Genomic DNA, 21,940 nt, shown 5'->3' on the forward strand with positions numbered 1-21,940 from the left:
TACGTACATATTTTCATAATTTTCGAAAGGGGATACAAAGTATGTCAAATCAAACGGAACAACGTTCTATTAATACGATTCGCACATTATCGATCGATGCAATTGAAAATGCTAACTCTGGGCACCCAGGATTACCAATGGGGGCAGCGCCAATGGCATATACACTATGGACTGACTTTATGGACCATAATCCGAAAAATTCAAGTTGGTTTAACCGAGATAGATTTGTACTATCAGCTGGACACGGTTCTATGCTCTTGTACTCGTTATTACATTTATCAGGTTACAAAGTGTCAATTGAAGATCTAAAAGGATTTCGTCAGTGGGGTTCAATTACACCAGGTCATCCTGAAGTAACACATACAGACGGAATTGAAGCAACCACTGGACCATTAGGGCAAGGTGTTGCTATGTCAGTTGGTATGGCAATGGCTGAAGAGCACCTAGCTGCTAAATACAATAGAGATAATTTTAAAGTAGTTGATCACTTTACTTATGCACTTGTAAGTGATGGCGACCTAATGGAAGGTGTTTCACATGAGACAGCATCATTAGCCGGCCACTTAGGTTTAGGTAAACTTATTGCGCTATATGATTCCAATGACATTTCATTAGACGGTGAGTTAGACCAAGCATTTTCAGAAAATGTAGAAGACCGCTTTAAAGCATATGGTTGGGAAGTAATTCGCGTAGAAGATGGTAATGATGTTGCCTCTATTCGGGAAGCGATCAAAAAGGCGAAAACTAATCTAGATCAACCTACTTTAATTGAAGTGAAGACTGTTATTGGATATGGTTCGCCAAATAAATCCGCATCTTCTGCCTCACACGGTGCCCCATTAGGTGCTGATGAAATTAAATTAACAAAAGAATTTTATGACTGGAGTCATGAAGATTTCTTCGTACCTGAAGAAGTATATCAAGATTTCGAAGAGAAAATTGTTACACGTGGTAAAAAGACAGAATCAGAGTGGAACAAGGTATTTTCAGATTATAAAAAAGCATATCCAGAGGTTGCTAAGGAACTTGAAGAAGCAATCAAAGGTGACCTACCATCTGATTGGGCAAAAGATCTTCCAGTATATGAAGCAGGCGAACATACACTTGCAACTAGAGCTTCATCAGGTGAAGTTTTAAATGCAGTAGCGGAAGCAGTACCATATTTCTTCGGTGGAAGTGCTGACTTAGCAGGTTCAAATAAAACAAAAATTAATGGTGAAGAAGATTTCTCGAAAAATAATTATTCAGGTCGTAACATTTGGTTTGGTGTACGTGAATTTGCGATGGCTGCAGCTTTAAATGGTATGGCATTACATGGTGGGTTAAAAGTATTTGGTGGCACATTCTTTGTATTCAGTGACTATTTACGTCCTGCTGTACGTTTATCTGCTATTCAAGAATTACCTGTCACATATGTATTAACACACGATTCAATTGCAGTTGGGGAAGATGGTCCAACACACGAACCTGTTGAACAACTTGCTGCATTTAGAGCAATGCCAAACCTTTCTGTTATTCGTCCTGGTGATGCTAACGAAGTACAAGCAGCGTGGCGTCTAGCTTTAGAGTCTAAAAAGGTGCCAACAATGCTTGTTCTAACAAGACAGAACCTTCCAACATTACCAGATACAAAAGATAATGCGTATGAAGGTGTGAAAAAAGGTGCTTATGTAGTAAGTGCTGCAACGAAAGCAACACCTGACGCACTATTGCTTGCTACTGGTTCTGAAGTTCAATTAGCAGTGAAAGCACAAGCTGAATTAAAAGAAAAAGGTTATGATGTAAGTGTTGTAAGTATGCCATCTTGGGATCGTTTTAATAAACAAGATAAAGCATATAAAGAACAAGTCTTACCATCTACTGTTAAGAAGCGTCTAGCAATTGAAATGGCTTCACCATTCGGCTGGGATCGTTATACAGGTGATGAAGGTGACATATTAGCAATTGATACATTTGGTGCATCTGCTAATGGTGACAAGATCATGAAAGAGTATGGTTTCACTGTTGACAATGTAGTTAAGAGATTTGAAGCGATGATTAAAGCGTAATTTAACTAATTCCTCACTTTATTTCATAATAAGGTGAGGAATTTTTTGTATTTGACAAAAGCTTATTATTTTTTCTCCTCATTATGACACGTTACGCATCATTTCTTTTGTATACTGTTTGTCAAAAGAGGGGGACAAGCTGATGCAAAAATATTATGTGTTTTTTCTAAATAGTGAAGTTTGTTATTCTTATTTCTATAAACCAGAGTTACTTAACCGTTTTTTCCAATCTTTTTTTAATCAGCAAAATAGAATGGATTTAGCAGCGCAATTCCATTACATAACCAGAGTGATATCCGCTGATCAATTACTGCATTATGTAAGTGAGAACGCTAAAAAGAATCGTTATGTTCAAAATGAACGTATTGTGTACTATTTTAATCAGAATGCTACGAATACGTTTACTGTTTATGATAGATGGCTTGAAGTAGATTGTGAATCACTAGAGGTAGCCAATACCATGTTATTTGAATGTCTGGAAAAGTATGATCACTGTTGTTTTATTATGGAGGCAAGTGGGTTTAATTACGGCTGGCTCTCTCCTATTAAAAAACAAGTCTTGCTTTCCTAGTTCAACTATTGTAATCTTTGTTATTGTCTACTATACTGTATAAGAGAGAATTTGAAGGAGGAAGGCTAGACATGGGCACGATTTGGATTGTAGTTATTGCTATAGTAGCTTTAATTGCTGGTGTTGCGCTTGGGTTTTTCATCGCTAGAAGATATATGATGAATTATTTGAAAAAGAACCCACCAATTAATGAACAAATGTTACGTACACTAATGATGCAGATGGGGCAAAAACCATCACAGAAAAAGATTAATCAAATGATGCGTGCAATGAATAATCAAAATCAAACGAAATAATATATTCAATGATTCAATGATTCTATACGTATAGGCATTGCAACTTATAAATCCCTTGCCACCAATTGGTGCAAGGGATTTATAAGTTTTAATGCTAATTATTAGTTGAAATAAAATGTAAAGGAAGTATAAATGATGTTTTGGGCTATTGCTAGTACAGTTGTAGGGTTAATGATGGCGTCAATGATGATTATTGTTCGTGCACGTGCATCTAAAAGACCGACAAATGCTGTGAGAATTTTACTCCCACCACTTTTTATGAGTACAGGTGCTTTTATGTTTGTTGTGCCTTTATTTCGTGTCTCACTATCACAAGTTACCGAAGCGTTAATTGTGGGAATGATTTTTTCGGTTTTTCTTATTAAATCAACTTCTTTTACCTATGAAAAAGGAAATATTTATTTAAAGCCTTCAAAATATTTTGTTGTTATTTTGATAGGACTATTAATTATTCGAATTATAATGAAGTTAGCTTTAAGTTCTACTATATCCGTAGGTGAGACGAGTGGTATGTTTTTCTTATTAGCTTTTGGAATGATTGCGACATGGAGAATGGTAATGTTTATTAAGTATTTGAAATTAAAAAAAGAGAATTTCCAATAAAATAATAGGTCATAAGTCTCATTGTGTTATTATGTACATTAGATCTAATAATGTTTATAAAAAAGATGATTTCATCACTATTTTCGCTAATATTTACTATAAATTGCTAATATATATGAAATAACTGTGGTATCATTATTACGTAATATTTGGATTGGTTTGGTTGCTTGAAAGGGGGTATAATATGTCAGGGTATGAAATTGATGAAAATACAGACAATGCTGTTCTAGCAACATTCTCAATTGCAAATAAACCTGCACAATTTAGCCTAGCCAGTTTACCGAAAGAAGTGTTAAATTGGATTGAAAAACAAGGGTTTGATTTTATTACAATATGTAATGATATAGGCGCTGTCATTTACATATCTTATTCTATTGAAAAGGTTTTAGGCTTTGATAGAGACGATTTAATTGAAAGCAATGCTATTAGCTATTTTTCACCTAGTGATCAAGTAAGGATTTCGGAAAAATTCATAAAAAACACAATAGAAGTTCAAAAATTTACTGCTAGCATTCGCGATGCATTAGGGAGATACAAGGCGATTGATTCAGTAATTGCGTCCTTAATTTCAAGAGACACTCATGAAAAATTATATATTTCTTTATCCAAAGACATCACAGACAAAAAAGAAGCAGAACAAATGTTAATCCGATCTGAAAAGATGTCCATAGCAGGTCAGTTAGCAGCCGGTGTTGCACATGAAATTAGAAACCCACTTACATCATTGAAAGGGTTTGTTCAACTACTACAGGCTGGTATAGATCGTAAAGACGAATATTATAAGATTATGATTGATGAAATCGAAAAAATAGATGCTATATCATCAGAACTTTTATTTATAGCTAAACCTATGACAGATGAACGTAAAAATGAAAATGTATCTGATATGATACAAGACGTTATGACATTATTGAATACACAAGCCAAAGTTTATAATATTAATCTTGATTCACAAATAGAAATAGACCATACTGTTTATTGTGACCGTACACAAATAAAACAAGTCCTTATAAATTTAATTAAAAATGCAATTGAAGAAATGCCTGATGGTGGTGCAATAAAAATTCAAGTCACAGATGATCACACCTATTGTATTATTTCTGTTATTGACGAAGGTCCAGGTATACCAGAGAGTTTACTACATAAATTAAAAGAACCTTTCTTTACAACAAAAAAAGAAGGTACTGGATTAGGTCTAATGATCTCAAATAAAATAGTAGAAAATCATAACGGCAAATTAAATATTTCACAGAATCAAAATAAGGGTAGTACTTTTAGTGTGCTTTTACCACGTATTAACAAGAAAATATGATACACATGAAAACAGCCATGTTATTCTTGGCTGTTTTCATGTGTATGCATATTATAAATCATGACTTGCATTTTTCTTTTGCTTGCTATGATTTCTATTTTTAACTTTTTTTGATCCACTTAAAGGTTTATTCGGCTTTTCCGTTTGCTTTTTGTCTGCCACTTGTTATCACCACCTTACTATGTAATGTGCGTTGCTGCTTGGTTTTTATTCTTAATTAAAACAATTTGATTAACAATATAACTGACAAATGTAGACGAATTATTTTACTTATCTGCCTATTTCAATTAAAATGAAAGATACGTATGTGTTGGAATCCTATTTTGGATAGGATACGGTGACTAAAATGAGTTTTATTTAATTTGGGGGGTATTATGTATGACAGAAAAAAATCATACTATTGACGCGCAAAAAAAGTTCGATTTGAATGGGAAAACGTATAATTATTATCAACTAAAATCGCTAGAAAACGCAGGAATAGGTGATATATCTAGGTTGCCTTTTTCAATTCGAGTACTATTGGAATCATTACTTAGACAATATGATGGAAGAGTTATTAAAGATGAACACATTGTAGGTTTAGCAAAATGGGGTAAGGTAGCTAAAACAGACGTACCTTTTAAACCGTCACGTGTTATCCTACAAGACTTCACTGGTGTTCCTGCTGTAGTTGATCTTGCATCCCTTCGAAAGGCGATGGTTGATCTTGGTGGTTCACCTGATAAAATTAATCCTGAAGTACCGGTAGATTTGGTTATCGATCACTCGGTTCAGGTTGATGAATACGGTACAAATAAAGCTCTGTTAGCAAATATGAGCTTTGAATTTGAGCGTAATGCAGAGCGTTATGAATTTTTAAATTGGGCTCAAAAGGCATTCAAAAATTATCGTGTGGTACCACCAGCAACTGGTATTGTTCACCAAGTTAACTTAGAGTATATTGCAAATGTTGTACATGCAATCGAAAATAAAGATGGTGAATTTGATGCTTACCCTGATACATTAGTCGGAACTGATTCACATACAACAATGATTAATGGTTTAGGCGTATTAGGTTGGGGTGTTGGCGGTATTGAAGCTGAAGCAGGTATGTTAGGTCAACCATCTTATTTACCAGCACCAGAAGTAATTGGTGTGAAATTTACTGGAAGTTATCCAGATGGAACAACAGCAACAGACTTAGCGTTAAAAGTAACACAAGTATTACGCGAGAAAAAAGTGGTAGGCAAATTTGTAGAATTTTTCGGACCTGGCTTACAAGATATGCCATTAGCTGATCGAGCGACAATTTCAAATATGGCACCTGAATATGGTGCAACTTGTGGATTCTTCCCAGTTGATAAAGAATCGTTGAATTATTTGCGTTTAACTGGTCGTAACGAGGATCATATTGCGTTAGTCGAGAAATATTGCAAAGAAAATAGTCTTTGGTATTCTCCAGATCAAGCAGATCCAGAATTTACAGATTTGGTTGAAATTAACTTATCTGATTTAGAACCAAATTTATCTGGTCCGAAGCGTCCACAAGACTTAATTGCTCTATCCGATATGAAAAAGCTTTTTCATGAAACTATTTCTAATCCTGCCGGAAATCAAGGTTTTGGTTTAGACAAATCAGAATTTGATAAAGAAGCATTGATAGAACATCCGGATGGTTCTACTTCTAAGATGAAGACTGGTTCATTAGCAATTGCCGCGATTACATCGTGTACCAATACATCAAATCCTTACGTAATGTTGGGGGCTGGTTTACTTGCAAAGAAAGCAGTTGAAAAGGGATTAGGCGTACCAAGTTATGTGAAAACATCTTTGGCACCTGGTTCAAAAGTCGTGACAAGATATCTTGAAGATGCAGGTCTAATGACGTATTTAAATAAACTAGGTTTTAACTTGGTTGGCTATGGTTGTACGACTTGTATTGGTAATTCTGGTCCTTTATTGCCAGAAATTGAACAAGCTATTGCAAATACAGACTTGACCGTATCTTCTGTTCTGTCTGGGAACAGGAACTTTGAGGGACGTATTCATCCACTTGTGAAAGCAAATTATCTAGCTTCACCACCACTTGTTGTAGCCTATGCTTTAGCTGGAACGGTTGATATAGATATCAAAGATGAACCACTTGGTATGGATAAAGACGGCGAACCTGTTTACTTTGTTGACTTATGGCCAACTATGGAAGAAATTCGTTCAGAAGTTGCTAAAGTTGTTACACCAGAAATTTTCAAGAAAGAATATGAGAATGTCTTCGATTCAAATGAACAATGGAATGCAATTGAAACAACTGATGAGCCTATATTTGAGTGGGATGATGATTCTACTTATATTCAAAATCCACCATTTTTTGAAGGTTTAGCTAAAGAAGCCGGTCAAGTGAAAGTATTATCTGGTTTACGTGTAATTGGTAAATTTGCTGATTCTGTTACAACTGACCATATTTCACCAGCAGGTGCAATTGCAAAAGACATGCCAGCAGGTAAATACTTGCAAGAAAATGGCGTAACACCAAGAAACTTTAACTCGTATGGTTCACGACGTGGAAATCATCAGGTGATGATGCGCGGAACATTTGCTAACATTCGTATAAAAAACAAACTTGCACCTGGCACAGAGGGCGGATATACGACATATTGGCCAACAGATGAAGTGATGCCAATTTATGATGCAGCAATGAAATACCAAGAAGACAAAACAGGTTTACTAATTATTGCAGGAAAAGATTATGGCATGGGAAGTTCGCGTGACTGGGCAGCAAAAGGTACCAAGCTTCTAGGTATTAAAACAGTCATTGCAGAAAGCTATGAGCGAATTCATCGTAGTAATTTAGTGATGATGGGCGTCTTACCATTGCAATTTAACGAAGGAGAATCTGCTGACTCGCTTGGCTTAACTGGAACAGAAACATTTGAAGTAAATATTGATGAAACAGTTCAACCAAATCAACTTGTAGATGCAAAAGCAACACGAGAAGATGGAAGTGAAGTGAATTTCCAAGTTTTAGCTCGCTTTGATAGTGAAGTTGAAATTGATTACTACCGTCACGGTGGTATTCTGCAAATGGTATTACGTAATAAACTGAAAGAATAATAGCACAGGTAAAAAAGGTTCCGCATATGCGGAACCTTTTTTTATTCAAATGATTATTATCTGATTATTCAGGGTGTATAAATTATCAGAATAATGGAAAACATTATATTAAGTCAGTTGAAAAGGAGTGGTAGAAATGGCTCGAGCTAAAAAGTTATCCTTTCAAACACTAATTGAAGAAAATAAAAAAGAAATGTTGCAAGATGAAAAATTGATGGATAATATTATAGATCGCATAGAGGATAAGATTCATGCAACGGTAAAAGGAAACATATATTCCTGAAGAATGACTCGTATAAATTAAATAACGTAAGCCAAACTAATCGTGAACAAAGAAAGGGGCTTTTTGATGAGTAATCCTAAACGAGATAGTGAACAGTTTCAGCCAGATCACTACGGCACACAGCCGAGAAAAGCAGAAGCTAACAAAGGCAAACAAATGGGTATGAAAAGTAACAAACAACCCGACCTCATACAAAAAGGAAAAGGCCAATAGGAGGTATGAACAATGAGTAGAAACGATAATAAACCAAATCCTGATAATCGTGCAGATAACGTAGAAAAATTACAAGAGATGGTTCATAATACGATTGAAAATATTGAGCAATCACATGACGCAATGCAATATGCAACGGATCAAGAGAAAGAAAATATTGAAGCTAAGAATGCAAGAAGAGAAGAGTCCTTAGAAGCAATACGCGTAGAGATCAAAGACGAGTATAAAAATCAACAAAAATAAATTTCATGCTATAAAGAAAAAGAAGCGCAGTTATGTTGCGACCCCAAAAAGTTAGAGTTTTAAATTAAGCAGCTAATTGGCTGGTATGAATCCTGTATTGAACTGGACTCATGCCCGCTAATTTTTGCTTTATGCGCTTGTTATTATAATAATCGATATATTCTTCAATTTTCTTTTTTAATTCTTCAAATGAGCATAGTTCTTCACCGTAATACATTTCTTGTTTTAATAACCCAAAAAAGTTCTCCATTGGTGAGTTATCAATACAATTTCCTTTTCTCGACATGCTCTGAAATACATTATTGTCCTTAAGTGTTTTCACCCCTTTATTATGTTGATAATGCCAGCCTTGATCTGAATGAACAGTTGTTCTGTACTTAGAATTTTTTACGATGTCGAGGGCTTCCTCGAGTGGTTTAAGCGCTAGTTCAAGTGTTGGGCGCATACTAATCCCATTTGATAGAATTTCACCGTTAAACATATCCATGACTGGATTCATATATAACTTCACACCGTTTAGACACTTAAATTCTGTAATATCTGTTGTTAACTTTTGATAATATACGGAAGTTTGAAAGCGACGGTTAATACGGTTCTTCGCCACTTTACCCACTTTTCCTTTGTAAGAACTATACTTGCGTGATTTTCGTATGAATTTATCACCTTTGATTCCGAGCTTTTTCATGATACGCAAAACTTTCTTATGATTCACTTTAATTCCTCGGTTTTTCAATTCTAAGTAGACACGGCGATATCCATAGTTCCCATTGTTCTCCTCAAATATAGATAGAATACGCGCTTCTAGTTCCTGATCTGGATTCTCTTTTTTTATCATTTTAATATGATAATGATAAGAAGACTCAGGAATACCGACGACTTGTAAAACATCTTTAAATCGGAACGTTTCCTTGAGTTCGTATGATAACGCTGCTTGTGCTTTTCTAGATAGTTTTCCGGATCCATCTGAAAAGCTCGCAGCTTTTTTAGATATTCTACCTCTAAACGAAGAAGCTCATTTTCTTTTTGTAATTGTTGTTCATAGGTTAATTCTTTTTCATCTATGGGTTTATTTTTACTGTTCTTAGCTTTATCAGACATAGGTGGCCTTCCTTTCAGTCTATTCAGGGCTTCAATACCACCTTCCGCAAAAACCTTTTTCCACGCAGCTATTAGAGGAGGGTTTTTTAGCCCAAAGTGAAGGGCAGTTTCAATTTCTGAAGAACCTGTCTTTTTCATAAAGCTTAATACATCTAGAGTATCAACATGGGAAGTTGAGCTATAGATCTTTAGCTCAAAAATATAATATAGGGTCAGACGGACAAATTGTACGATGGGTAAAGTTATATGAGAAGTTTGGGATAGAAGGATTAATGACAAAAAAATAAGGAAACTTTTACTGTTCAATTCAAGTTCACTAACTACCTTCATCTTAAACTTCTCACTATATTTAGCCATAAATAAACACCCCAAAATTTAGTTTTTCAACTCTAACTTTTGGGGTGCAGGATATTATTGGCTTCTTTTTCTAAACTATTAGGATAAGTGTTCAGTTAGATATATATCTTTTATAACGAAGCGAAACCTGTTTTTCTCCAGTTTCCGTTTGTTCTATTCTTTTTTTCTGAAAATCAAATCCACGCGCTTTATAAAAGGGAATACCTCTTTGATTCCCATCTTGTACAGATACCCATTGTTCGTTTACATTTGTTTTAAGTTGGTGTTGTGTAAATTTTCTTCATCCACATAAAGGACAAAAACTTCTCCAGAGTTTGCCTTTGTTTGTCCTCCACCAATTACTCCTACAACTTCATCATTTATTATAGCTACATATGTATAAATTCCTTTACTTATATCCTTACTTACTCGCTCATATTGATACCAAAAGTCAACAGTCTTAATTTGATATGCTTCACTAAATTTACCTTCCACCGTTTGTCTCCAGCCGTTTGCACAAATAGTAGCAACCGCACTTGCGTGATTTTCATCTGGTTTAACAATCGTTAGTTCCATTATTCTCACCTCATAGATAATCCTATATTTTAGAAGTTGTTCTCCATTGGTTTACTTACTTCTCATCGATCAATTACGAAATTTTCATCAAGAATTTTGAGTAACGATTCATTTAAAATATTTCATGTTTTGAGATTAGATAGTTTAACGTGTTCAGATACAATTTTTGCTGCGTTAGGTAAGAGATCTTTATTGGTCCAAGAGTCTGGTTCCCATATACCAGACCGTTTAAAAGCCTTCGCACAGTGAATGAAACATTCTTCCACCTCTACACCAATTCCTAAAAGGGGTTTTTTTTCTTGGATTATCATTTCATCGAGTAATTGATCATCTTTAATTAAGCAAGCTTTTCCGTTTATTCTTAACGTTTCTTCAAGACCAGGTATAAAGAATAGAATACCGACTCTAGGATTGGACAAGATATTGCGTAAAGAATCACTACGCTTATTTCCTGATCTTTCGGGTATGATTAATTGTTTTTCATTTAATACTTTTACTAAACCACTGTGATCACCTCTGGGGGATACATCACAATAACCAGATTTAGTGGAAGTAGCGAGTGTTAAAAATGTGGATTTCAAAATAAAATCTATACAATTTTGATCTAAATAATTGATTACTTTATTTTCGACTAATTCGCTAGGACGACCAATAAGCGTGCGAAGGTCTTCAGCTGTCTTGAGGGTATCTTTAAAAACATACATATTATTCAAAGAAACAACTCCTACATTGATTTGTACATAATCAAAATATACGTACTCTTATTTTATCATAAAAATCCAGAAAACTCTGTTAAATACAGGTTTTAATTACATACGTAAAAACAAAGTTCAAGATAGAAGCATTTAATTATCCAATCAATGGAAAACTAATCCTTCATATCTCTTTTGAATCTTTCAAGTCAACATATATAGACAGATATGATAAAATGTAGGTGTAAGTGAAGGGAGCGATTATTTTTTGAGAAACATAATTACTGAAGAAGAAATTATGAAATGGGATACGTTAGAAACAGAAGTTCCACTTACTGAAGTTGCCACTTTACGTATATTAGATTGTGTAGAATCAAATGAAATGAATTATTCAGAACAGGCAATTGCTGTTCTATATAGTATGTTGACTTTTCATCGATTGAAACGTCTTGAAAATTCGGACTATTTAATTGATTTATTATTAGATAAGGCAGCATCATTTGATGATACAGTACCTGTATATCAATCATTACGTGACATAAAAACTTATTTACGTTTCTATAACGAATTAGAAAACCTTGAAGTTGATTCTTGGTCGATTCGAGAAACAGATTTCGATCCAGTTAAATTCAAAAAACTAAATGAATGGCTAAAGCAATTACAAACATTGCAAAAAAGAGCGATCATAAAAAAAGAATCGAATAAAACACAACCTAAAATTGTTACGATTTATAAAAGTATAGAGAAGACACTAAAAGACTTTATAGAAATGGTAGAAGATAACATCGCTTTATTAGAGAATAAGCGATCTGGTATCTACGTGCAGCAATTAAATGATTATATCAGAGAATTAGCTAGTTTGAAAAAGGAATTTTATCAGGCATTTCCTGATGTGCTGCGTGGAGCTAATGAAAAAAATCCTTTAGATAAATTAGATGAAATGGTTGGTTTACATGAAGTAAAAAAATACATATCACAATATTATCATTACCTTAAATATCAAAAGGAACGAAAACTAATGGGCTTTCATATGATTGATGAACCTGGTTTACATATGGTTATGTCAGGTAATCCAGGGACAGGCAAAACGACAATTGCTCGTCTCTTAGCGGAGATCTATTATGAGTTAGGCTTATTAGATACAAAGGAAGTAACGGAAGTGAATCGTTCACATTTAGTTGGCTCTTATGTCGGACAGACCGAAGAGAATACCATGGCATACATTAAACAGTCACAGGATGGGATTCTTTTTATTGATGAAGCTTATAGTTTAAAACGTCCAGAACAAAGTGGTAGTGATTATGGCCAAGCAGTAATTGATACACTTGTTTCAGCTATGACTGATAAAGAATATGCGAATAAGTTTGCTGTTATTTTGGCTGGCTATCCAGAAGAAATGCGTCAGTTTTTATGGTCAAATACTGGATTGCGTAGTCGTTTTCCAGATCAAAATGTTATTTCACTCCCTGATTTTAAAATGGATGAATTAGTGCAAATTGCTCAAAACACTGCTTTAAGCAATGATTATTATTTTACAGAAGAGGCATTAAATCGTTTTGAGAATGTAATTGAACAAGCTAAAGTAGATGATACTTTTGGTAATGCACGAACAGTAAGGGATCTTGTTTTGAAAGCAATATTTAAAAAGGGTTCTACCAAAATAATACGTTCCACTGATAATTGGTTAGACCACATGCGTATTGATGTAAGTGATTTAGAAATTATGGATGATAATGAAAATCAAGATGTTAACCCAATGAAACAATTAAATAGTTTAATTGGATTAACAAATATTAAAGAAGAAGTGAAAAAACTATCTTCATTCGTTACAGCACAACAAAAGCGAAAGAAACTGGGATATCCAGCTGTGCCAATTCAATTGCATGCAGTCTTTTCTGGTAATCCAGGTACAGGGAAGACAACCGTTGCAAATATTTATTCGCAATTACTGAAAGATTGTGGATTACTAAAGAGGGGACATTTTATAGTAGCTTCTCGAAGTGATCTTGTAGCTGGATATGTTGGACAAACTGCAATCAAGACAAAACAAAAGATCAGAGAAGCGCTGGGTGGTGTATTGTTTATTGATGAAGCTTATGCATTATTTCGTGGAGAAAATGATTTTGGTAAAGAAGCAATCGATACATTAGTAGATGAAATGACCAAACATAATGAAAATTTGGTTGTTATTTTAGCTGGGTACCAGAATGAAATGGAACGTTTTATAAATAGTAATCCCGGTTTGTCATCGCGATTTAAGAAATACTTTAGGTTTCTTGATTACAATGGAGAAGAATTGGTTGAAATTACAAACTACCATGTTGCCCGCTATCAATATCAACTTGATACAGAAGCAAAAATGTTTCTCCAGAAGCAATATCAAGCGCATATGATCAAAGGGAATGCACGCTTTGTCGTTAATTTGGTTGATGAAGCAATTCAATTTCAATCATTACGCATATCAGAGGATCAGTACGCAACGGATACACTGTTACTACTAAAAAAAGAAGATTTTGAAAAAGCATGGCAAACGGTCAAGGGGGAATAATTGTATATGAAGGTTAGAACACCAATCCAAGTACGCTATCAGGAAACAGATCAAATGGGGGTCGTTTATCATGCGAATTACCTTGTTTGGTTTGAAATAGGTCGAACAGCATTTATAGAAGAATTAGGTTTTCGTTATTTTGATATGGAAGAGAAAGGAATTGTTTCACCAGTTGTTGATGCGCATATGTATTTCAAACAACCAATTCGCTATGGTCAACCTGCAAATGTAGAGACATGGTTAGAAGCATATGATGGTCTACGGACAACATATGGTTATAACGTTGTAGATGAAGAAGGCAACATTGCCGTAACCGGTTCGACAAAGCACGTTATTGTCAAAAAAGATAATTTCCGTCCTGTTTCTTTACGAAAAACATTTCCAGAATGGCATCTTGCTTATCAAAAAGCGATGGGTGATAAATAAAGATGGCTTTTGGACTTAAACGAAAAGAATTAGTGGATTGGAAGAGCAATGTAGAACAGGGTAATATTGCGTTTTTGACGCACTATTGGTTGGATGATAGATTTCATGGTTGTAATACCGTAACAAAAGTAGGATGTAATAATATAGAAAAATTAATTGAGTGGGGGAATAAGTACGGACTAGAAGCAAGTTGGATTCATAATGATCCCATACACCCACATTTCGATTTATTTGGTGCAAAACAAAAGGAAATACTAATAAAAGAACAACAATGGAAACAAATAGAACATTTTAACTTATAGCTCTTATTTGAAACAGTATTAAAAATTTAAATTGGATAGATATGATACAGATTTCTTATGATATTTCAGTAAAAACCTAAACAAAAAACGCGAATCTCATCTAGATTCGCGTTTTTTGTGTTTTTCTGGTACAGGATCAAAACCACCTGAATGAAATGGCTGACATTTAATGATCCGCTTTATCGTTAGATAGCCACCTTTGATTGCACCAAATCGTCCAATTGCTTCCATACCGTATTGCGAACAAGTGGGGTAGAAACGACAACTTGGTGGTTTAATTGGGCTTATAATTTTTTGATAAACTCGAATGATTCCAAGAAAAAGATATTTCATCGTAGCCCTTCTTTACTGTTCGGCATGTTTATCATAAGTTACGGAAGCAATTGCATCGTGTAAATGAATCGATTCTTCATTGCGACAACCAACATAAAATGCTTGAACAAATGAATATTCATACAAATCAGCAGCAACTAAACGAACCATATCCTCTACAAAGCGTGGATTTTCATAAGCTTGTTCGGTCACCATCTTTTCATCAGGCCGTTTTAAAACAGGATGAATGCGTGCACTTGCATTACTTTCAGCAGCTTCCAATAAAGCATATTTCCAATCTATTTGGTCTTCATCAAAATCTTCAGTCAATTCAATTTCAATTGTGATTTTACCACGTTGATTGTGTGCACTGTATTCACTGATTTCTTTTGAACAAGGGCATAAAGTTGTAACTGTACCAGTCAATCCAACAGTTATTTCATAGCCTAATTCAGTGTCATACTGTAGACGGATCGTAGCATCAGCATGATTTAGTCCGGAAAAATTAGCAGAGGGACCTTTCCTTTCAAAAAACCAAGGGAAAGTTACTTCTACAAATGCATCCCTTTGTTTTAAACGAGTTGCTAATTCTTCAGCAAACTTTTTCAAATTAGTAAGCGTTAAGGTAAATGAACCATCTGCATGGTATTCTTGTAATTGTTGTGTGAAACGACTCATGTTAGTCCCTTTACTGTCTTTTGTAATGCTAGAAGTAAAAGTGAATGTACCAATTGTTGTTTGTAAAGCGGGTTCCATTTTACTCGTGATTTGGATAGGATGTTTTACGTTAGCGATCCCAACAGCATCTAAATCAAACAAAAAATCATTTTGCGTATTTTGAAGATCAGGCATTTGATCTTTTTCAATTGGTTTCGTTTTTGGTCCAGGATTAACAGATCCAAATAAAGTATGTCTTTCTGACTTATTTGGTAAAACTTTTTTATGGTGTGTATGTGCGTCCATAATGATGCCCCCTTTCAAACTTTCATATAGATAATTCAAAGTATACTGAACAACATATTAAACTTCAATTTATTTGACTTAAGCATGCATAATTTGACAAAATGATCTATATTCCGCTCGAAATACAGATCATTTTGTTTACATCCAACTGATTTTAGGTTCAGTTTTATTAAGAATACGTTTAATATTGGAGCGATGTCGATAAAATATAAATAGTGTTAATATACCTGTGACGATTACCAGCCCGTAATCTTGTATAAAAACAGAGGCTATAATAGCAATTATGCCTGTTATCATTGATGATAAAGATACATACTTACTTAGGTAAAGTGTAATTATAAAAGATAGTAGTATAATACCAAATAATATTGGACTAAGTCCGAGCAACATGCCACCAGAAGTTGCAACTGCTTTTCCCCCTTTAAACCTAGCAAAAACAGGGTACATGTGACCAATAACAGCGAAAACACCAATTATCAACGGATTGATCTCTGTTAAACTAAAAATGAACGGCAATAGAGTAGCTAATGTTCCCTTGAAAATATCTCCAAGCGTTACGATAATACCAGCCTTTTTACCTAATACACGAAAGGTATTTGTTCCACCTAAGTTTCCACTACCATGTTCTCGTATATCTGTTTTGTAACCGATTTTTCCAACTAAGAGTCCAAAAGGAACAGAACCAATTAGATAAGCTAATAGTACAATTAATATATAAGTCATAATGTTACTCCTTTTTCATTCATTCTGCATACAGTATCGTTATTTTAACACGAATTCATATAACCATGTACAACTATTTAACCGCTTTTTGAAGTCATTTTTAAAAAAATGTTTGTTTTATCTAAAAAATGGGGATTAGTTATATAACAATATGGAGGTGCACGAATGATTGAATTTGATCAGGTGACAAAAGAATTTCCCGATGGTACTAAAGCTGTCAAAGACTTTTCACTTACTATTAAAGAGGGAGAGTTATTAACTTTAATCGGGCCAAGTGGTTGTGGGAAAACGACTACATTGAAGATGATTAACCGTTTAGTAAAAGAAACAGCAGGGACGATAAAAATAGCGGGTAAAGATATTTCTACATATGATTTACATCAGTTAAGATGGAATACTGGTTATGTAATACAACAGATTGCTTTATTTCCTCACTTAACAATAGCTGAAAATATTGCAATTGTTCCAGAAATGAAAAAGTGGAAAAAGGATAGTATTCTATCACGTACTGAAGAACTTCTGAACATGGTTGGTTTAGATCCGAATCAGTTCATGAACCGAATGCCTCATGAACTATCAGGCGGACAACAACAACGAATAGGCGTTGTTCGTGCACTAGCAGCTGATCCCGATGTTATTTTAATGGATGAACCATTTAGCGCATTAGACCCGATTAGCCGGGAACAGTTACAATTAGATATTCAATCTTTACAAAGAAAAATCAAAAAAACAATTGTATTTGTAACACATGATATGGATGAAGCATTAACAATTTCTGATCGTATTTGTTTAATGAAAGACGGTAAGATTATTCAGATTGGTACGCCGGAACAGCTGATTTTACATCCAGCGAATGACTTTGCTAAAGAATTTATTGGGGATAAACGTTCCCCGTGGCAAGAAACGATCGATACTGTTATCCAAACGAATGCATTGTTATCTGATCAGCCTAGTGTACAAACAATGGGACTCGTTTCCATTAAGTATGACCAACAAGTGATAGATGCAGTTAAACTGTTCGAGGAATCTGAAAAAACAGCCATTCAAGTTATAAAAGAAGATGTAGTTATCGGAACAATAACCTATCAAGACATTTTTCGATTTTTACGTGAACAAGTAAAAATGGAAAAAGGGGTGATTAAATAATGTCTGAGTTTATAGACGTATTACAAGACAGACAGGGAATGGTGCTCGAATTAGTTCTAGAACATTTACAGCTATCGATTGTATCTTTATTAATTGCAATTTTACTTGCTGTCCCCTTAGGATTATTATTAACACGAAAGCAAAAAATTGCTGAACCAATTATAGGCGTGACAGCAGTTTTGCAAACAATTCCAAGTTTAGCAATCCTGGCATTCTTAATTCCTTTCTTAGGAATTGGACAAACCCCAGCTATTGTAGCGCTAATTGTTTATGGATTACTTCCAATTCTACGTAACACATATACGGGAATAAAAGAAGTGGATCCAGCTTTAATTGAAGCAGCTACAGGTATGGGGATGAGCTCGTATCGACGTTTAATGAAAGTCGAATTACCAATTGCGATGCCAGTTATTATGGCAGGTATCCGCACATCTATGGTGTTAATTGTGGGGACAACGACGATCGCGGCCTTAATTGGAGCGGGCGGTTTAGGTGAACTAATTTTACTTGGAATTGATCGTGGTGGTGATATAAATCTAATTATATTAGGTGCTATCCCAGCTGCATTACTTGCGATTATTTTAGATTTAGTATTACGTTTATTTGAAAAAATATCTAAAAAATCTGCTTTCACATCCATCATCATAATGTTGGTCCTTGCATTGACATTAGTTTTTGTACCATGGATTATCAATCGAGACCAAGAACCTGATTTAGTATTAGGTGGTAAGTTAGGTTCTGAACCATCCATCCTAATCAATATGTACGAGTTACTAATTGAAGATCAAACAGATTTAGATGTTGAATTGGAAACAGGACTAGGCAAAACGACATTTGTTTTTAGTGCATTACAAGAAGGTAGTATCGATATTTATCCTGAATTCACAGGCACGTCGATCGTAACACATTTAGAAGAACAAGCAGTAAGTAACGATGCCGAGGAAGTATATCAACAAGCTAAAGAAGGTATGTTTGCAACATATAATATGGCTTATTTAGAACCTATGGCATTCAATAACACATATACAGTGTCGGCTAAGCAATCTTTCTTAGATGAAAACAACTTGTCATCCATTGCTGATCTTCGTACAATGGATGATGAAATTACTGCAGGTTTTACGTTAGAATTCAATGACCGTGAAGACGGTTATGTTGGTATTCAAGATGTCTATGATATCGAATTTGGCGAAGTGAAAACGATGGAACCAGGTGTTAGACAAGAAGCAATTGAAAATGATGAAGTGGATATTATCGACGCTTATTCCACATCTTCCTATATGGTAGAATTAAATCTCGGATCCCTAGAAGATACGGAGAATTTATTCCCACCGTATCAAGGAGCACCTTTAATGCGTCAAGAGACGTTAGATCAGTATCCTGAACTAGAAGAAATATTGAATCAATTAGCGGGTAAGATAACAGATGAGGAAATGAGAGAAATGAACTATCAAGTCGACTTTGAAGATAAAGCCCCGGTTACAGTTGCTAGAGAGTTTTTAGTTGAAGCAGGCTTATTAGAAAAGTAAAAAAGACTACGAAGAAAGAGAGTGAAAAAAATGGACTACAAACAAGCAGACAAAGAAACAATGAAAGACATTTTAGAGGACACGAAAACAATTGCAGTAGTAGGACTATCAGATAAACCAGAGAGAACATCTTATCAAGTCTCTAAAGCAATGCAAGCAAATGGCTATCGTATAATACCAGTTAATCCGTCTATTGAATCCTCACTAGGGGAAAAAGCCTATCCATCTTTAGCAGATGTACCAGAATCAATTGATGTTATTAACGTATTTAGAAGATCGATATTTTTAAAAGATATAGCGAAACAAGCATTAAAAACCGATGCAAAAGTTTTCTGGGCACAACAAGGTGTCTTTGATAAAGATGTCTACGATGATCTAACAAATAAAGGTTTTTCAGTTATTATGGATATGTGTATTAAAGTCGCGCATGCCATTACAATTGGTAAATAGTATTATAAAAATCTCTGTTCCGACAGAGATTTTTTTCTGCTTTTAGATAAAAAAATGAAATGATTTTCAAAAAAACTAGATTTACATTATATAATCAATGCTATACTAGGAGAAATAAGCTTTACATAAACAAACGTCTGTTCTAAGATAATAGATGTATGATTCATTTATGTTAGTGTATATGTTATAAATATATTAGATTTAATTGTAAGAGAAAGGGGCTTAATTAAAGTGAGTAAACAAACAACCTCTTATTCAGATGACTCAATTCAGGTACTAGAGGGACTAGAAGCTGTACGAAAACGCCCAGGGATGTATATTGGAAGTACAGATGCAAGAGGTTTACACCACCTTGTATTTGAAATAGTTGATAATGCTGTAGATGAGGCATTAGCTGGTTTTGGTAACAAAATAGTCGTTACAATACATAAGGATAATAGTGTTTCCGTATTGGATGAAGGTCGTGGAATGCCGACTGGAACACATCGAAGCGGAAGACCTACACCAGAAGTTATATTAACAGTGTTGCATGCAGGTGGTAAGTTTGGTCAGGGCGGTTATAAGACATCTGGAGGACTACACGGTGTAGGTGCATCTGTAGTTAATGCTTTATCAGAACGTTTAATGGTCACCATTTATCGTGATGGACAAACATATAAACAAGAATTTAATAATGGTGGTGTCCCGACAAAACCATTGTTAAACCAAGGGAAAACGAAGAAAATGGGTACATTAATTCACTTTAAACCTGACAAATCAATTTTTTCAACGACAACATATCAAGCAGAAATGTTGGAAGAGCGATTAAGAGAATCCGCCTTTTTGTTAAAAGGTTTGGAAATTGTTCTTCATGATGAACGCAGTGAAAAGACTGAATCTTACTGTTATCCAGATGGCTTAAAATCGTTTGTCGAGTATTTAAATGAAGAAAAGGATATTTTGCACCCAGTTGTCTCATTTGAAGGCGAGAACCAAGACATGGAAGTAGATTTCGCTTTTCAATTCAATGATGGTTACGCTGAAAGCATCCTTTCTTTTGTTAATAATGTAAGAACAAAAGATGGTGGAACACATGAATCGGGTGCTAGATCAGGTGTTACGCGTGTGTTTAATGAATATGCACGAAAGACAAACTTGTTAAAAGAAAAAGATAAAAATTTGGAAGGGAACGATATAAGAGAAGGATTTACAGCAATCATATCGGTTCGAATCCAAGAAGCAAAATTACAATTTGAAGGACAAACAAAAGGAAAACTGGGAACATCAGAAGCAAGATCTGCAGTAGATGCAGTTGTATCAGAGAAGATATCTTATTTCATGGAAGAAAATCCTGATATTGCGCTAATGTTACTTAAAAAAGCAGTCAGAGCAAAAGAGGCTCGTGAAGCAGCGCGTAAAGCTAGGGAAGATGCCCGTAGCGGTAAGAAAAAGAAACGAAGAGACTTATTATTAAGCGGTAAGTTAACACCTGCACAATCTAGAAATGCAGAAAGAAATGAATTATATCTTGTCGAGGGTGACTCAGCTGGTGGATCTGCTAAACAAGGAAGAGACCGTAGATTCCAAGCTGTCCTACCACTTCGGGGAAAAGTAATTAATACCGAAAAGGCAAAACTTGCGGATGTTATGAAAAATGAAGAGATTTCAACCATCATTCATACAATAGGTGCTGGTGTCGGCGGCGATTTTAATTTGGATGATGTACAATACAATAAAATTGTTATCATGACGGATGCAGACACAGATGGTGCACACATTCAAGTTTTACTACTGACATTCTTTTACCGCTATATGCGACCTTTAATAGAATCAGGGAAAGTATTTATTGCGTTACCACCGTTATATAAAGTTTCTAAAGGTAAGGGAAAGAAAGAAATCGTTCATTATGCTTGGAATGAAGATGAAATGAAAAAAGTAACTAAAGAATTAAAAACAGGTTATTTACTGCAACGTTACAAAGGTTTAGGTGAAATGAACGCAGATCAGCTATGGGAAACGACAATGCGCCCAGAAACAAGAACGCTAATTCGTGTAACAATTGATGATTTAGCACGTGCAGAACGTCGTGTAACAACCTTGATGGGTGATAAAGTTGCGCCTAGACGGAAATGGATTGAATCCAATGTTGCATTTGGTTTAGAAGAAGATTCAAATATAATGGATAATGAAAACATTCATTCCTAGTA

23 protein-coding genes and 1 pseudogene are annotated in these 21,940 nt (G+C 34.8%); 16 read left to right on the forward strand and 8 right to left on the reverse strand.

Going from position 1 to position 21,940, the window contains the following annotated elements:
* The first annotated feature begins 41 nt into the window (after positions 1 to 41).
* The 5 genes from tkt (at position 42) to D2K60_RS15280 (ending at position 4,830) form a co-directional block, all read left to right on the forward strand.
* Complete coding sequence (gene tkt / locus D2K60_RS15260; protein ID WP_117169573.1) at positions 42 to 2,048, forward strand: transketolase; 2,007 nt, start codon at positions 42 to 44, stop codon at positions 2,046 to 2,048.
* A 142-nt stretch (positions 2,049 to 2,190) separates the two neighbouring features.
* Positions 2,191 to 2,619: a sporulation inhibitor of replication protein SirA gene (gene sirA, locus D2K60_RS15265; protein WP_117169572.1), complete on the forward strand. Its 429-nt coding sequence runs from the start codon at positions 2,191 to 2,193 to the stop codon at positions 2,617 to 2,619.
* A 71-nt stretch (positions 2,620 to 2,690) separates the two neighbouring features.
* Positions 2,691 to 2,915: a YneF family protein gene (locus tag D2K60_RS15270; RefSeq protein ID WP_112180983.1), complete on the forward strand. Its 225-nt coding sequence runs from the start codon at positions 2,691 to 2,693 to the stop codon at positions 2,913 to 2,915.
* A gap of 135 nt (positions 2,916 to 3,050) precedes the next feature.
* Entirely contained in the window at positions 3,051 to 3,518 is a 468-nt protein-coding gene (locus D2K60_RS15275; protein ID WP_117169571.1) for a CcdC family protein, read from the forward strand.
* A gap of 184 nt (positions 3,519 to 3,702) precedes the next feature.
* Positions 3,703 to 4,830 (forward strand): ATP-binding protein, encoded by a 1,128-nt coding sequence (locus D2K60_RS15280; RefSeq protein WP_117169570.1) that lies wholly within the window; start codon positions 3,703 to 3,705, stop codon positions 4,828 to 4,830.
* Between the two features lie 51 nt (positions 4,831 to 4,881).
* On the opposite strand, the gene D2K60_RS15285 is transcribed toward D2K60_RS15280, so the two are convergent.
* Positions 4,882 to 4,992, reverse strand: a complete 111-nt coding sequence (locus D2K60_RS15285; RefSeq protein WP_117169569.1) for a small acid-soluble spore protein P — start codon at positions 4,990 to 4,992, stop codon at positions 4,882 to 4,884.
* A gap of 216 nt (positions 4,993 to 5,208) precedes the next feature.
* Between D2K60_RS15285 and acnA the strand changes: the two genes are divergently transcribed.
* From acnA to tlp, 4 genes are all read left to right on the forward strand, one after another.
* Entirely contained in the window at positions 5,209 to 7,917 is a 2,709-nt protein-coding gene (gene acnA / locus D2K60_RS15290; protein WP_117169568.1) for an aconitate hydratase AcnA, read from the forward strand.
* Between the two features lie 136 nt (positions 7,918 to 8,053).
* Complete coding sequence (locus D2K60_RS15295) at positions 8,054 to 8,200, forward strand: FbpB family small basic protein (protein ID WP_117169567.1); 147 nt, start codon at positions 8,054 to 8,056, stop codon at positions 8,198 to 8,200.
* A gap of 66 nt (positions 8,201 to 8,266) precedes the next feature.
* On the forward strand, positions 8,267 to 8,413 hold the full coding sequence (locus D2K60_RS15300; RefSeq protein WP_117169566.1) for an acid-soluble spore protein N: 147 nt from the start codon (positions 8,267 to 8,269) through the stop codon (positions 8,411 to 8,413).
* Between the two features lie 12 nt (positions 8,414 to 8,425).
* Positions 8,426 to 8,656, forward strand: coding sequence for a small acid-soluble spore protein Tlp (gene tlp, locus D2K60_RS15305; RefSeq protein ID WP_117169565.1), 231 nt, complete (start codon positions 8,426 to 8,428; stop codon positions 8,654 to 8,656).
* Positions 8,657 to 8,720: 64 nt separating this feature from the next.
* Here the strand turns inward: tlp and D2K60_RS15310 are convergent.
* From D2K60_RS15310 to D2K60_RS15325, 4 genes and pseudogenes are all read right to left on the reverse strand, one after another.
* A pseudogene (locus D2K60_RS15310) lies at positions 8,721 to 9,587 on the reverse strand (IS3 family transposase); the annotation flags it as partial.
* Entirely contained in the window at positions 9,488 to 10,111 is a 624-nt protein-coding gene (locus D2K60_RS21390) for a helix-turn-helix domain-containing protein (protein WP_240335282.1), read from the reverse strand. The pseudogene D2K60_RS15310 and the gene D2K60_RS21390, both read right to left, overlap by 100 nt.
* Positions 10,112 to 10,354: 243 nt before the next feature.
* On the reverse strand, positions 10,355 to 10,666 hold the full coding sequence (locus D2K60_RS15320; protein ID WP_240335281.1) for a hypothetical protein: 312 nt from the start codon (positions 10,664 to 10,666) through the stop codon (positions 10,355 to 10,357).
* A gap of 122 nt (positions 10,667 to 10,788) precedes the next feature.
* Positions 10,789 to 11,370 (reverse strand): MSMEG_1061 family FMN-dependent PPOX-type flavoprotein, encoded by a 582-nt coding sequence (locus D2K60_RS15325; RefSeq protein WP_205418612.1) that lies wholly within the window; start codon positions 11,368 to 11,370, stop codon positions 10,789 to 10,791.
* A gap of 256 nt (positions 11,371 to 11,626) precedes the next feature.
* Between D2K60_RS15325 and D2K60_RS15330 the strand changes: the two genes are divergently transcribed.
* Genes D2K60_RS15330 through D2K60_RS15340 form a run of 3 tightly spaced genes read left to right on the forward strand, consistent with a single transcriptional unit; the run spans position 11,627 to position 14,634 of the window.
* Positions 11,627 to 13,906, forward strand: a complete 2,280-nt coding sequence (locus D2K60_RS15330) for an AAA family ATPase (RefSeq protein ID WP_338048361.1) — start codon at positions 11,627 to 11,629, stop codon at positions 13,904 to 13,906.
* A 6-nt stretch (positions 13,907 to 13,912) separates the two neighbouring features.
* Positions 13,913 to 14,332 carry an acyl-CoA thioesterase gene (locus D2K60_RS15335; RefSeq protein ID WP_117169561.1) on the forward strand — a complete coding sequence of 140 codons (420 nt, stop codon included), beginning with the start codon at positions 13,913 to 13,915 and terminating at the stop codon, positions 14,330 to 14,332.
* Positions 14,333 to 14,334: 2 nt separating this feature from the next.
* Positions 14,335 to 14,634: a hypothetical protein gene (locus D2K60_RS15340; protein WP_117169560.1), complete on the forward strand. Its 300-nt coding sequence runs from the start codon at positions 14,335 to 14,337 to the stop codon at positions 14,632 to 14,634.
* Positions 14,635 to 14,730: 96 nt separating this feature from the next.
* On the opposite strand, the gene yidD is transcribed toward D2K60_RS15340, so the two are convergent.
* From yidD to plsY, 3 genes are all read right to left on the reverse strand, one after another.
* Positions 14,731 to 14,967, reverse strand: a complete 237-nt coding sequence (yidD, locus tag D2K60_RS15345) for a membrane protein insertion efficiency factor YidD (RefSeq protein WP_117169559.1) — start codon at positions 14,965 to 14,967, stop codon at positions 14,731 to 14,733.
* Between the two features lie 12 nt (positions 14,968 to 14,979).
* Complete coding sequence (gene folE2 / locus D2K60_RS15350) at positions 14,980 to 15,909, reverse strand: GTP cyclohydrolase FolE2 (RefSeq protein ID WP_117169558.1); 930 nt, start codon at positions 15,907 to 15,909, stop codon at positions 14,980 to 14,982.
* Between the two features lie 138 nt (positions 15,910 to 16,047).
* Complete coding sequence (gene plsY, locus D2K60_RS15355; RefSeq protein WP_117169557.1) at positions 16,048 to 16,632, reverse strand: glycerol-3-phosphate 1-O-acyltransferase PlsY; 585 nt, start codon at positions 16,630 to 16,632, stop codon at positions 16,048 to 16,050.
* 165 nt (positions 16,633 to 16,797) lie between these two features.
* Between plsY and D2K60_RS15360 the strand changes: the two genes are divergently transcribed.
* The 4 genes from D2K60_RS15360 (at position 16,798) to parE (ending at position 21,938) form a co-directional block, all read left to right on the forward strand.
* Positions 16,798 to 17,778 carry an ABC transporter ATP-binding protein gene (locus D2K60_RS15360; RefSeq protein ID WP_117169556.1) on the forward strand — a complete coding sequence of 327 codons (981 nt, stop codon included), beginning with the start codon at positions 16,798 to 16,800 and terminating at the stop codon, positions 17,776 to 17,778.
* Positions 17,778 to 19,304, forward strand: coding sequence for an ABC transporter permease/substrate-binding protein (locus D2K60_RS15365; RefSeq protein ID WP_117169555.1), 1,527 nt, complete (start codon positions 17,778 to 17,780; stop codon positions 19,302 to 19,304). Before D2K60_RS15360 ends, D2K60_RS15365 begins: the two co-directional genes overlap by 1 nt.
* 30 nt (positions 19,305 to 19,334) lie before the next feature.
* Entirely contained in the window at positions 19,335 to 19,754 is a 420-nt protein-coding gene (locus D2K60_RS15370) for a CoA-binding protein (protein ID WP_117169554.1), read from the forward strand.
* 231 nt (positions 19,755 to 19,985) lie between these two features.
* The gene (parE, locus tag D2K60_RS15375) at positions 19,986 to 21,938 is read left to right on the forward strand and encodes a DNA topoisomerase IV subunit B (RefSeq protein WP_117169553.1); all 1,953 of its coding nucleotides are present in this window, start codon (positions 19,986 to 19,988) and stop codon (positions 21,936 to 21,938) included.
* The last annotated feature ends 2 nt before the right edge of the window (positions 21,939 to 21,940 follow it).

This window comes from Paraliobacillus sediminis (genome assembly GCF_003426055.1).